We start from the raw sequence: 12944 nt of genomic DNA, 5'->3' as shown, positions 1-12944 counted from the left end.
AACTTCCACCACCACGCCTGCGCCCTCATGGCCCAGAATGGCCGGGAACAGCCCTTCGGGGTCCGCGCCGGACAGGGTGAACTTGTCCGTATGGCACAGCCCGGTGGCCTTGATTTCCACCAGAACCTCGCCCTCGCGCGGGCCTTCAAGCTGTACGGTCTCGATTTCCAGCGGTTTGCCCGCTTCAAATGCAACGGCTGCCCTTACGTCCATAACCCGTCTTTATCCCCTGATATGTTACGCGCCACTCGGCCCGGATAATTTCGTTACGATTAAGGGCATGAGAACCGCGGACGTCAATGCCGCCCGTGGCGATCGATCCATCCTTCCCCGCTTCGGTTACAAATCATGCCACAGGCCGGACACAGTCCCGCAGCGCGGCATGGATGTGATATGCCTGTCGACCTGTCGCCACTATCGGGAACGCCATATGGTCATCAATCGCAGAATTGGTTTGTGGATCCTGATGCGCGAAAGCCTGCTGTCGCTGGTGCTTTTATGCGCATGGGACGTAGTCGTCGTGGTCATGTTCCAGATCTTCCATCAGGAATGGATGGAACAGCCGACCCTGCCCGTCTCGCTCATCGGTTCGGCGCTGGTGCTGTTCATGAGCTTTCGCAACAACACCGCCTATAACCGATGGTGGGAAGGACGCACCCTGTGGGGAGCGGTCACCAACAACAGCCGGTCCTTCGCGCGGCAGGCGGGCACCATCCTGCGCGGATGTCCCGATCTTGCATGCGCCATGGCCGCCTACCCTTACGCGCTGCGCGGTGCGCTGGGCCGTCTGGACGCAACGGATGACATCATGCGCCTGCTGCCCGATTCCATGAAGGCGGGCGTGGAGGGCAAGGCGAACATCCCCGCCGCCATCCTGTTCCAGATCGGGCTGCGGGTGGATGAGGAATCGCGCAGGCTGGGCATTGACGGGGCGCTGCAGGGACAGATTGACCGCATCCTGTCGGACATGAGCAATGCGCAGGGCGGGCTGGAGCGCATACGCAATACGCCACTGGCCATCCAGTTTTCCGTCCTGCCCAAGGTGGTGGCGGCGGTATTCTGCATTATCCTGCCGCTATCCATGGTGCAGACGCTGGGATGGATCACGCCGCTGGGGTCGTCACTGGTGGGGCTGCTGTTCGTTGCACTCGACAAGATCGGCAGTGACCTGCAGGACCCGTTCAGCGCCACGCCGCACGGCATGCCGATGCTGACGATTTCCCGCACGATCGAAATTGACCTGCTCCAGTCCTGCGGACTGCCCGCCCCGCCGCCACTGGCGCCGGTAAGGGGAATAGTGGGCTGATCATTGACCCTGCCCGAACATGCAGGAAGGGATCAAGACAGAAGGCGGAATTTATGTTATATGATTCCCATGAGCATGTTCAGAACCACCCAGAAGGGCACTGTGACCGATGCCATGGCACGGACGGCCGCGGCGACCACGGCTGCCGAAGCAAAGTCCAGCAAGGCTGTAAAAGACGAAGATCCGTTCCGCGAAGGTGACGCCATAGTCTACGCGGCGCACGGGGTCGGACGTGTCGACCGGATCGGCGTCGACGAAATTGCCGGAACGAAGCTGGAGATGATCCAGATTTCCTTCCCCGGCAACCAGATGACACTGCGCATTCCGCTGTCCAAGGCCCGGCGGTCGGGCCTGCGCAAGATCGTCTCGCGCGAGATCGTGGACAAGGCGATGGCCATCATCAAGGGCAAGCCGCATGTCAGCCGCGGCATGTGGGCACGTCGCGCCGTCGCCTATCAGGAAAAGATCAATTCGGGCGATCTGGTGCAGATTGCCGAAGTGCTGCGTGACCTGCGCCGTAATGTCGACAGCCTTGATGGCAGCTTCAGTGAGCGCAAGCTGTTCGAAGCGGCACAGGAACGCTTCGTGGCCGAGGTTGCCGTGCTGGAAGGCAAGGAACCCACCGAAGTGCTGGAAAAGCTGACCGAAGTCATGAAAGCGGCCTGAAACAGCTTCTTTCCTGCCCCCTTACCCCCAACCTGATCCGCCGGCCCATGGGCCGGCGGTTTTGATATGGGCGCATGGCAACGGATGCCCGGTGGCTCCTGTCGCACGCGTCCCGATAACGAGGACATTAATGACGACCGACCTGAAATGCCCCACCTGTGGGTGCGAGCATGTCTATCCCGATGGCAGCCTGTGGATGTGCCCCGAATGTGGCCATGAATGGAACCCGCAGGACAGCGCCACCGATACGCAGGGACCGCGCGTCATCCGCGACGCCAACGGCAATGAACTGACAGATGGCGATACGGTAACGGTTATCAAGGACCTGAAGATCAAGGGGTCTTCCTCCGTCGTCAAAGGCGGGACGAAGGTCAAGAACATCCGTCTGGTAGACGGAACGGACGGGCATGACATCGCCTGCAAGATCAGCGGGATTGGCGCGATGAACCTGAAATCGGAATTCGTCAAAAAATCCTGACGGGCCGCGCTGACCGCCGCCTGTGCACGGGTTATTCCGTGCGGCCTGACGGGGGGCAGCGCACCATCAGCATGATCGCGCTGCCCGCAAGGGCGGCCAGCATGGCCAGCACGAAGGGGCTGCGCGGCCCGGCAAGTCCCGCCAGCACGCCCGACAGCACAGCGCCGGACCCTGCCGCAATATCGAAAAATACATCAAACAGCCCAATGGCCGAACCCGCGGCCTGCGGCGGCACCTGCCGGAGCACTGGCCCGGCCAGCAGCGGATAGGTCAGCGAATAGCCCAGCCCGCTCAGGAAACTGCCCATCGCGGCCTCCGTCGGTCCCGATGCCTGCCAGATCATGGCCAGCCCCGCGGCCTCGGTCAGCATGATGATGGCGACCATGGGCCGCACGTCATGCCGGTCCACATGACGGCTGCCAATCAGCCTTGCAATCATATGGCCGACACCAAAGGCCGCCAGCGCCCAGCCGCCCGCATGCCAGCCCCGGGCCGAATAGAAAATGACCAGAAAGGATGAAATCGCCGCAAATCCCACGGCGGACAGTCCCAGCGTCAGCCCCCATATCCATGTATGGGCAATCAGGTCCTTCCAGCGCACCTCCGCATGCGTGCCATCATGCAGCGCGGGGGGCGATGGACGCGACAGGATAAGCAGCATGCCACCCACCGGCAGGGCGATGGCGACAATGCACAACAGCAGGAAACCGGCCTGCGCCTCGATCACGTCGCCCAGCGCGGAACCCATGCCCAGCCCGGCGAATATGGCCAGCCCGACCCACGACATCGCAGCCCCCGCCCGTGCACGCCCCACGATCACGACGGCCCATACCCCGCCGCCCGTGACCATAAGCCCTTCACCCAGTCCCATGAGCAACCGGCCAACGACAATTACGGCCTGCTGCGCGGGTGGCGAAAGAAACGGCAGCAGGGCGAGACTGTACGCCATGCCCGAACATGCCGTGCAGGCCAGCCCCGACAGCAGCGTGTCCCGACCGCCGCGCCGGTCCGCCATCCGGCCCGCCCATGGACGCGACAGCAGGGTGGCGGCGGACTGGATACCCATCACAAGGCCGATCAGGGTCGTGCCACTGCCAAAACGTGACTGGAATTCCAGTGGCAGGGCCGGCAGCGCCATCCCCATCGCCAGCATGCCGCTGGCAATGGCCAGCATGAGGGGCAACAGGCCGCCACGGCCGTCAGCTTGAGCAATCATGTCGGGACCGTAATGCATTTCCCCCCTGCGGAACAGGGGATGACGGTTACGGTCACGGTGAAATTAGCTTACCAGACAGGGGTGTCCGCGCTCCGCTTCACCAGCGGAGATGACAGGCCACGGCTCAGTACTTGAACTGGTACAGCAGGCCGATACTGCTGCCCGGATCGTTTTCCGGCGTGGTGAAGCCGGTCACGTTGCCACCCGTACCCACGGTCGTATTGATCTTGAGCCGCTTGGTCAGGTCAACCTGCACCTGCGCCTGCGTGCCGGAACCCGATGTAGCCTGCTTGGCGCCCACATACACGCCGCGCATCACGTATTTCCCGGCCTCGATCGCGCCGGTATCGTTTCCGCCTGACCCGTTGGATGAACTGCTCATCTGCAACCGGTCAAGATGCAGGGTCTTGCGCACCATCCCCAGCGGATCGAAGGCGGAACCACCACTCAGCGTTGCGACCGCCGCCGCGATGGACGCCATCTGCGTGGCCGAGAGCGACTGCGAATCCGTGCCGAACAGAAGGATGGCCAGAATCTGATCCTGTGACAGCGGCGGGGAGGATGAGAACGTGATCTTCGGGGCGCTGGCATAACCCCCTACGTTCAGCCGGGCCGTGCCATCGTTGGTGCTGCGTTCGGCCACGAAATCCAGCGTGGGATCAATGGCATGGGTAACGCCGACACCGTTGAACCCCACCTGTCCCTTGCTGAAATCAAGGGAGATGCCACCCAGAGAGAATCCGCCCTTGACCAGAGAGAAAGCCCCCGTCACCACCGGCGCGGTGGCGGTGCCCCCGGTATGGATACGGCCATGCATTTCCGTATTGAGCCCATGCCCGCGCACATAGAACCGCCCCGGCGACCGCACATCCAGCCCCAGCCCCACCACCAGTGGCGAGGTATGGACAACCGTTTGTGCGTTCTTTTCATCTTCCGGCCGGATGACATTGAGATGGGCGACCGAAGTGGGCAGGGAATCCGGAATGTTGATATCCACCTGCTTCAGGGTAATGTCCCCTGTCGCATCAATCCGGCTGGACAGCAGCCCCTTTACACCCAGATCACCATCCAGTGTGGCGGTAATCAGGTCGCTGGCCAGCGGGCGGGCATTATCCGCATGGATATGCAGGTCGATCGGCTGGCCGGGCTGCAACACCCCGTAGCTGCCCGATGCCGCAAGCGTTCCCTTGCCCGCCTGCGCGGTCAGGGAGGAAATCACCAGCCTGTCCCCCATGGCGTTGACCGTGCCACGCATGGCGGAAAGCTGAATCCCCTGCCCGAAATCGTGGAACAGTCCATTCGCCAGCGTCAGCGTGCCGCTCATGCGCGGCTGGCCCAGCGTACCCCGCATGCCAATGCCCATCTGCAGGTTGCCGCCAGCCTGCATGCCCTGCGCACCCAGATAGGCATTGGCGACCGCAAGGTCCAGATTGCCATCGGCCTGCAGGTTGAGCTGTCCCGTCCTGTTGACCGGCGCGGTTCCACGCAGCGACAGGTTGACCTGCGTGCCTGCCTGAAGACGGGCATCGACCTGCGCCATCCCGGCATTCAGGTTGGCCGTTGCATCCAGCGATGCAGGTGCAAGGGATGATGTGTAATCGGTATGATATTTCAGGTCCGTCCCATGCACGCTGACCTTGCCCGAAGGGTTGGTGGTCGTGCCGGTCAGCCGTGCGTCGGCCGAAAGCATGCCCTGTGCCTGCAGGTTCGCGATGAAGGGCGTCAGCAGGTCGGGCGAGAGGCGCGTGATGCTGGCGTGCAGGTCCAGCGTGGGCGCAATCCTGCCGCTGGCTTCCACGTTACCCGCCTGCCCGTGGGGGGGCGTGATGGTGGCCCGCAGGTGGTCAATGGCGGTTTCCTTGCCATAGGTGACGCTGACAGGCGCATCAAGGCGCACCTGCTCATGCCGCGCTTCCGCCGCCAGCCGGTGAACGGTTACGGAGTGACCGGGGACGTTGGCCAGCAGCGCGGTATCAAGGGTGGCGGCTCCCGTCCATGGCGTGTCCACCCCGGACTGCGCCGTAATGTTCAGGCCGGATATCGGTCCCTTGGCCGTAACATGACCATGACCGCCCATATCGCGGAAATGGGCGTTATCCACCACAAGGTCCAGATCGGTCGTGGGGGTGCCGACCGGGTCCAGCACCCTGCCCCGCAACACCAGCCGGTCGACCCGCGCCATGGCGGCGCCAAGCGCGCTGTCCACGTTCACATCCAGTTCGGCAGGCGCCGTTGCCGTGGCGGCCGTGGTGCGCACCGTGGCCGACAGGTGGCCGTTTATGTCCTGCCCGGTCAGTTCATGCAGGTCCGCAAGACGGGTCATATGCAGGTCCAGCGTTCCCGATGGCACGACATGGCCCGCAGGCAGCGTCATGTCCGCCTGACCGGTAAGGCTTTTCCAGCCCAGATGCTCCACCTGCATATGGCGGCTGTCATCGGCATTGCTGTCCAGACGGGCCGATACAGCGATGGGCGCACGGTCCAGGGTGCCTGAAATATCCAGTGCCCCCTGCTTCACCTGCGGCAGGTGCGCCATGCTTACGCTGGCCTGCATGTCGCCCGCCACCGTATTGCCCGCGGCGATGCTGGCCTGAGTTTTCACGCTGGCCATAAGGTCGTCCACTGGTCCCGCCGCATGCAGGTCAGCCTGCATCTTTCCATGCAGCGTGGGCGCAAGCACATGCAGATCAGACAGGCCAAGATGGGCATCCGCATCCACACGGAGCGGCTTGCCCGTAACCAGACGGAGCTGTGGGGCATCCAGTTGCAGGGTGCTGCCCTGCACCGCAAGCGAGGTGAAGGTAATGGTATTGGCACCATGCCTGTCGCGGCTGATGGTGCCCGCGGCGTTCAGTTGTCCCTTGTCCCCGATCAGGCCAACGGCGATCGGCAGGCCGCCATCCAGCACCACCTTGCTGTCAAGACCAAACCGCCCGTCATGGCCCTTGCCCGGCAGTGTCACGTTCCCGGACAGTCCGGCGTGACCGTGCAGTTTCGTCCCGCCCGCAGCCGCCAGTGGCGCGAGATCGGGCAGGTCCGCGTGGAAAGTGGCCGCCATTTCACCCGCCGTCATGATCTGGCCCGCAAGCTGGACCAGCGGGTGCGATAGCGTCAGGTCAACCGGACCGCCCGCCGCATCGGGATGCCACATCAGGTCCAGCCTGACCGGTTCATCCGCAAACAGGGTGGGCTGGCTGCCGGGAATACGCAGGCCGGTCAGGGTCGCATGGATGGCGGCATGTTCGGGCTGGCCATTTTCCTGCCCGCTCAATCCATCGGCCACCATATGCAGCGAAGTAAAACCGGCGGTATCGGTCGTCAGGCGGTCGATATCGAACACGCCATTCCCCTTGGGCCGGTTCAGGGTCCCACCCAGATGCGCCTTGAGACTGGCCCCCTGCCAGCTCAGTCCGCTGCCCGCCACAAGGTCCGTACTGCTGGCCGTGACATCCAGCGCCATATGCCGGTCGATCAGCCCCACCTGCCCGTTCGCACCCGCCTTTACGGCCCCCGTGGTCAGCGCAAGGGCCAGTTCCGCCTGATCGCGCGGTCCATGCAGGCCAAGCGTCAGGTCCAGCGGGGCAAGGGCTGGCAGTTGGGTGAGCGTGGACAGGAAGCCCTGCGCATCCTCATGCGCGTGCAGGTTCAGCGATACGGTGCGCCGGTCCAGCCGGGTATCCAGATCCAGACTGCCGGGATGGTCCAGCCGGATCAGCTTCAGCGCAATATCGGCAGGCGGCAGGGTGGCGACGGAAAAATGGTCCAGAACGGGCGCGATATCGGCAAGGCTGGCATGGCCGTTCAGGCTGAAGGCGGCAGGTATGCGGGCAATCGGCGCGCCCACTTCTATCCGCGCCACGTTTACCGCATGGATGCTGACACCCATATGGATGCTCTCGCCGGACTCTTTTTCCGACTTTGGCGGATGGGCGGGATCGTCCTCGCTCAGGCGCGGGATGGACAGCCGCGCCATGGACAGGTTGCTTATGACCGCCTGCCGGGTCAGCAGCCGCAGTGGTGACCAGTCCAGTTGCAGGTCATCAATCGACAGCCACGCGCCACGATAGTCATCAAGTTCCAGATGCCGGACATGCAGCGCATCGGGAAAACGTCCGCCCAGCCCCGACAGATGCACGCTGCCCCCCGTAAGGCCGGGCAGGCGGCGTTCGATCTCGCGCTGGCCGATGCCGGTATTGCCCGCGACCAGCACCATGCCCAGCGCCACGGCCACCAGCCCCACGGGAATTCCCAGCCCGAAGGCGACGGCACGCAGGACCGTGCGGTAGCGGCGACGCGGCGGGGCAGGTGTTGCTGTCTGCTCAGGCATCAGAAGGTTTCCCCCAGGCCGACGTAAAGTTCCCACTTGTCCCCGCGCGCAGGCCGGTTGAGTGGCACGGCCACATCCAGCCGTACCGGGCCGATGGGGGTATAATACCGCGCTCCCGCCCCGGCACCCACGCGCACCGTGCCATTGAAGGGGGCATGTCCCGCCGTGACCTGCCCGGCATCGACAAAGCCCACGGCCCCGAATTTCTGCAAGATGCGCTGGCGGTATTCAAACGAACCCGCATCCATGGACGTGCCGCCAATGGCATAACGTGTATTGGCAAACTGCGGCCCGACACCCTGATAACGGTACCCGCGCACCGTCGCGCTGCCACCGGCGTATAGCCGCTGGTCAGGCGGAATGGCGAAAGTTGAGGCCCCTTCCACATTCCCGATCGTTCCCCGCCATGCCAGCACGCTGCGACCGGGCCGCGAGATGCCCAGATGCGTAAGGTCGAAATAGGTCGAGACCGTAGCCTGCATGATGGTGAAGAACGATGTCCCATCGGTCAGGGATGCGGAAGGGGTGATATTGGCCCCGATGCGCACGCCATGGGTGGCGGGGGTTATGGGGTTGTCCACGCCGGTCCCGTCGTAATTGGCCGAAAGGGGCACCGACAGGATGAAATAGCTGTTGGTGTTGCCCATCTGCTCGATCTGTTCCTGCTCGATCTGACCGCCGAAGGATACGTTCCAGCGACGGTTGATATGCCGGACGATACCGATGCGCGCCAGCAGGGCCGTCTGCCGGTAGGAATAGAGTTCCTGCTTTATCCCTTCCAGCCGGACGCTCAGATTCTGCTGGCGCGAACCGAAATCCGGCTTCATCAGATCGGCATAGAAATCATAGCCAAGCCCCTGCTCCGCCGAACCGCCAAGTCCGGTCATGAGCGCGGTCAGCCGCAGCCGCTCGGCATTGCCGAACAGGTTGTTATGCGTCCATGTCACACCCGCGCGGCCACCCAGATCGGTCGAATAGCCGCCTTCGGCACCCACGCTGTGGCGCTTGCCCTCCCGGAAGGCGAAATTGAGCGGCATCGTGCCATCCGACGCCAGCGTATCGCCGTGATTGACCTGCACGTCCGAAAACAGCCCGGTGGAGGCAATATCCTGTCGCGCGCGTTCGATGCGTGACGGCTGGTACAGCTCTCCCGGCGCAATGGTCAGCCGCCTTACGATATAGGCCGGATGCGTGCGCTGCAGCCCCGCGAAGTCAAATGCCCCCAGATTGACCACCGGCCCGCGATGGACGGTATAGGCAATATCCAGCGTATGGGTGGCAGGCCGCAGCCATGCCTGCGGCGTGCTGACATGAACAAGGGCGTAGCCTTCCTCCGTCATCGCGGTCTGAAGGGCGCTGCCCGCGCCCAGAACAGTTTCAGCCTGCGCGGGCATGCCCGGCTTCATGCCGAAAGCTTTCGCCTCATCCGCGTTCAGGTGGATGGGGGGATCACCCTTGTCCGGCGTCAGCGTAACGGTGCCGATGGTAAACTGCACGCCGGGGGTGGCGGTTATGGTGATCTGCGCCTTGTGGCCCGTGGGAATGGTCTGCAGCCACTCGGGCAGGTCCGGGTCACGTCCGTCATGCCCCCTGTCGGCTCCGTCAGCAGGTCTGGTGCTGGCGTCGGTTACGGAGATGCTGATGGAACCGGCATAATAGCCATAACTTTCCAGCGCGCTGATCAGGCGGGAATAATCGTTGTGAATACGCCCCGTAAGGGCAAACGGGCTGACGGCCTGCGTTTTCTGTAGCGACAGAAGGTCCGAAGAAGCCCGCAGCGCCGCATCAAGGTCCGCATTGCCGGTGGGCCGGATGGTGGTCAGGTAATCCTGCGGGTCCGCCGCCCATGCGGAATTCCCCCCGGTCAGGGAAACCATCATCATGGTATACAGGCCTATGTAACTGACACCGCGCCTGACATACGCGCTTGCGCTGCATGCCATGCGGAGATGACGCAATCCTGTCAAACGGTGCCGCCCCTGTTCCTGTCTTCCGTGCGGTTAGGTTCCCACTGTGTTATGTCTGCCATTCCCGGCATGCATGATCAAACCGATATTAACACCAGTCCCTTAATAAGTTCCCAATACCATGTCTGCGCCCCGAAACGGGGGCGATTGTGTGGCAAACTGTATCCACTGCATTGATCTTGGCTTGACAGCACCCCGATTCCGGCGGGCATGATCGCAGCAGGCAGGAAGGGGTTGCCGCGCCCGGCATCCCCACCATACGGACCGGGAGCGTTGATGGGCAGACCATTTGTTCCTTGGCATATTGGTCGCAAGGCACTTGACCGCACGCACGGGAGCTACGATGTGTTGCGCCCGTTAGGCGGGTCCATGCCCGCGATGATGCCCGAGGATACCTGACCCGTGAACAGCCTGTCTCCCTTCTCCGTGGCCACGCCGCAGCCCAGCACAGCATCCGTCAGGGGGCTTCATGTCATAACATGGGGCTGCCAGATGAACGTGTATGACAGCGAGCGGATGACCGACGTGCTGCGCCCGCTGGGCTACCGCGCGGTGGGCACGCCGGAAGCTGCGGACATGATCATCCTCAACACCTGCCATATCCGCGACCGGGCGGCGGAAAAGGTGTTTTCGGAACTGGGCCGCCTGCGCAAGGTGAAGGAAGCCCGCGCCGAACGGGGCGAAGGCACCGTACTGGCCGTAGCCGGCTGCGTGGCGCAGGCCGAAGGCAAGGAAATCCTGGCCCGCGCACCCTATGTCGATATCGTGCTGGGGCCACAGACCTATCACCGGCTGCCCGAAATGGTGGCCCGCGCCGCGCGCGCGGCGGGTGCCGTGATCGAGACGGATTTCCCGGTCGAGCAGAAATTCGATTTCCTGCCTGCCGACCGCGTCGCCCCGGCGGGCGGTTCGGCGTTCCTGACCATTCAGGAAGGGTGCGACAAGTTCTGCTCCTTCTGCGTCGTGCCCTATACGCGCGGGGCTGAAAGCAGCCGCCCGGCTGCGGCGGTGATTGCGGAAGCGCGCCAGCTGGCGGCGGCGGGGATCGCGGAAATCACGCTGCTGGGACAGAACGTCAACGCCTATCACGGCGAAGGCCCCGATGGCGCAACATGGGGGCTGGCCCGTCTTGCCCGCGTGCTGGCCGATGAGGTGGGAATACAGCGCATCCGCTACACCACGTCCCACCCGCGCGACATGGAAGACGACCTGATCGCGGCCCATCGTGACCTGCCGCAGCTCATGCCGTTCCTGCATCTGCCGGTGCAGTCCGGGTCCGACCGTGTGCTGGCCGCCATGAACCGGGGCCATACGGCCGATGAATACCGCACGCTGGTCGCCCGCCTGCGCGACGCCCGGCCCGATCTGGCGCTGTCATCCGATTTCATCGTCGGCCATCCGGGGGAGACGGATGCCGACTTTGCCGATACGATGCGCCTGATTGGCGAGATCGGTTTCGCGCAGGCCTATTCCTTCAAATATTCCTCGCGCCCCGGCACACCGGCCGCAGGTGCGGGCATGCAGGTGCCCGAGGACGTGAAAGATGCGCGCCTGCAGGAACTTCAGGCCGTACTGCGCGTGCAGCAGGATGCGTTCAACGCTGCAACCGTGGGTCAGGTCGTGCCGGTGCTCTTTACCGGGCGCGGACGCAAACCGGGCCAGATATCAGGCAAAAGCCCGTGGCTACAGGCCGTGAACGTTGAAGGCCCGGACAGCCTGATCGGGCGCATCGCCACGGTGGCGGTCGGCCATACCTACACCAACTCCCTTGGTGGTGTCCTGACAGAGGAGGCAGACAGGGCTTGAGAGAACAGACACAATCCACGCTCCACGCGCCCCGTCGTAGCGGCGGCCGGCGCTCCCCGGATGGCACGGCGGCGAATGACCGCACGGTCACCATGCAGTTTGAGGACAATGCGCTTCTGGCCCGGCTTGTAGGGGATCATGACCGGCATCTCCTGCACCTTGAACGTGGATTTGATGTCCGGCTGTCCTGCCGGGGGAACCGTATCGCCATTACGGGTGCGGCCCAGCGGGTGGGACTGACACAGGACACGCTGACTGAACTCTACCGCCGCGCCAGCACCGGGCAGGCCGTGGATACAGCCGCCGTCGATACCGCCATCCGCATGGCGGCCCATGCCTTTTCCGCTCCGTCCGCCGCGACAGGGGAACTGCCCATGCCAGACGTCCGTACCGCCGTCATCCCCACCAGCCCCGCGCTGTCGGACCTGCCCACCATCATGACCCGCCGTGGCCCCATCGCCCCGCGTTCGGTCGGTCAGGGGCAGTACATGTCCATGCTGGCGCGTCAGGACATGGTGTTCGGCCTTGGTCCCGCTGGTACGGGCAAGACGTATCTGGCCGTAGCCCAGGCGGTGGCCATGCTGCAGGCCGGACAGGTGGACCGCATCGTCCTGTCCCGCCCGGCAGTGGAAGCCGGGGAACGGCTTGGCTTCCTGCCCGGCGACCTGAAGGAAAAGATCGATCCCTACCTGCGTCCGCTCTATGATGCCCTGCATGACATGATGCCGGGCGATCAGGTGATCCGCCGCATGGGCACGGGCGAGATCGAGGTCGCCCCCCTCGCCTTCATGCGCGGGCGCACGCTCGCGCACTGTTTTGTCATTCTGGACGAGGCGCAGAACACCACCCCCGCCCAGATGAAGATGTTCCTGACCCGTATGGGGGAAGGCACGCGCATGGTCATTACAGGCGATCTGAGCCAGATTGACCTGCCGCGCGGTGTAACATCCGGCCTGCGGGAAGCTGTCGAGACACTCGACGGCCTGCCCGGGATCGGCATGATGCGATTTGAATCGCGTGACGTGGTGCGCCACCCCCTGGTGGCGCGTATAGTGGAGGCATACGATCAGCGTGCTGCGGCCGAACGCCGCCCGCATCGCGCACGATCGCAGCAGGAGAACGATGAAACCTCGAAGTAGCACAGGCCCCGCCCATCATGGCGGGGTCGCGGATGCAGC

The 12944-nt window shown here is 63.9% G+C and carries 9 protein-coding genes; 5 read left to right on the top strand and 4 right to left on the bottom strand.

Annotation, left to right across the window (positions count from 1 at the left end; all coding sequences use genetic code 11):
• On the bottom strand, window positions 1–213 hold a 213-nt coding region (locus CFR79_RS11495; protein WP_181417423.1), incomplete at its 3' end, for an alcohol dehydrogenase catalytic domain-containing protein.
• A gap of 217 nt (window positions 214–430) precedes the next feature.
• Between CFR79_RS11495 and CFR79_RS11490 the strand changes: the two genes are divergently transcribed.
• From CFR79_RS11490 to CFR79_RS11480, 3 genes are all read left to right on the top strand, one after another.
• Complete coding sequence (locus CFR79_RS11490; RefSeq protein ID WP_110547994.1) at window positions 431–1306, top strand: bestrophin family protein; 876 nt, start codon at window positions 431–433, stop codon at window positions 1304–1306.
• Window positions 1307–1375: 69 nt separating this feature from the next.
• Window positions 1376–1972 carry a CarD family transcriptional regulator gene (locus CFR79_RS11485; protein WP_102324182.1) on the top strand — a complete coding sequence of 199 codons (597 nt, stop codon included), beginning with the start codon at window positions 1376–1378 and terminating at the stop codon, window positions 1970–1972.
• 130 nt (window positions 1973–2102) lie between these two features.
• Window positions 2103–2450 carry a zinc ribbon domain-containing protein YjdM gene (locus tag CFR79_RS11480; protein ID WP_102323492.1) on the top strand — a complete coding sequence of 116 codons (348 nt, stop codon included), beginning with the start codon at window positions 2103–2105 and terminating at the stop codon, window positions 2448–2450.
• 31 nt (window positions 2451–2481) lie between these two features.
• Here CFR79_RS11480 and CFR79_RS11475 read toward each other — a convergent pair whose 3' ends face one another.
• The 3 genes from CFR79_RS11475 to CFR79_RS11465 form a co-directional block, all read right to left on the bottom strand.
• Window positions 2482–3684: an MFS transporter gene (locus CFR79_RS11475; protein WP_102323491.1), complete on the bottom strand. Its 1203-nt coding sequence runs from the start codon at window positions 3682–3684 to the stop codon at window positions 2482–2484.
• A 106-nt stretch (window positions 3685–3790) separates the two neighbouring features.
• Window positions 3791–7993, bottom strand: coding sequence for a translocation/assembly module TamB domain-containing protein (locus tag CFR79_RS11470; RefSeq protein ID WP_110547990.1), 4203 nt, complete (start codon window positions 7991–7993; stop codon window positions 3791–3793).
• Complete coding sequence (locus CFR79_RS11465; RefSeq protein ID WP_408884572.1) at window positions 7993–9876, bottom strand: autotransporter assembly complex protein TamA; 1884 nt, start codon at window positions 9874–9876, stop codon at window positions 7993–7995. The genes CFR79_RS11470 and CFR79_RS11465 overlap by 1 nt, the downstream gene beginning before the upstream one ends.
• Before the next feature lie 486 nt (window positions 9877–10362).
• On the opposite strand from CFR79_RS11465, the gene miaB reads away from it, so the two are divergent.
• Both miaB and CFR79_RS11455 read left to right on the top strand, forming a co-directional pair.
• Window positions 10363–11766, top strand: a complete 1404-nt coding sequence (gene miaB, locus CFR79_RS11460) for a tRNA (N6-isopentenyl adenosine(37)-C2)-methylthiotransferase MiaB (RefSeq protein ID WP_110547988.1) — start codon at window positions 10363–10365, stop codon at window positions 11764–11766.
• A gap of 92 nt (window positions 11767–11858) precedes the next feature.
• The gene (locus tag CFR79_RS11455; protein WP_102323487.1) at window positions 11859–12905 is read left to right on the top strand and encodes a PhoH family protein; all 1047 of its coding nucleotides are present in this window, start codon (window positions 11859–11861) and stop codon (window positions 12903–12905) included.
• Window positions 12906–12944 lie beyond the last annotated feature (39 nt).

The sequence above is a fragment of the Komagataeibacter saccharivorans genome (assembly GCF_003207825.1).
Lineage (GTDB): Bacteria > Pseudomonadota > Alphaproteobacteria > Acetobacterales > Acetobacteraceae > Komagataeibacter > Komagataeibacter saccharivorans.
The sequence above is the reverse complement of the archived record's forward strand: the minus strand, read 5'-3'. Positions and strand labels throughout refer to the sequence as shown.

Excerpts from the sequence above, each read along its gene's own strand:
- CFR79_RS11490 (WP_110547994.1), top strand. The coding sequence starts at position 431 with ATGGTCATCAATCGCAGAATTGGTTTGTGGATCCTGATGCGCGAAAGC.
- CFR79_RS11485 (WP_102324182.1), top strand. The coding sequence starts at position 1,376 with ATGAGCATGTTCAGAACCACCCAGAAGGGCACTGTGACCGATGCCATG.
- CFR79_RS11480 (WP_102323492.1), top strand. The coding sequence starts at position 2,103 with ATGACGACCGACCTGAAATGCCCCACCTGTGGGTGCGAGCATGTCTAT.
- CFR79_RS11475 (WP_102323491.1), bottom strand. The coding sequence starts at position 3,684 with ATGCATTACGGTCCCGACATGATTGCTCAAGCTGACGGCCGTGGCGGC.
- CFR79_RS11470 (WP_110547990.1), bottom strand. The coding sequence starts at position 7,993 with ATGCCTGAGCAGACAGCAACACCTGCCCCGCCGCGTCGCCGCTACCGC.
- CFR79_RS11465 (WP_408884572.1), bottom strand. The coding sequence starts at position 9,876 with ATGATGATGGTTTCCCTGACCGGGGGGAATTCCGCATGGGCGGCGGAC.
- CFR79_RS11455 (WP_102323487.1), top strand. The coding sequence starts at position 11,859 with ATGCAGTTTGAGGACAATGCGCTTCTGGCCCGGCTTGTAGGGGATCAT.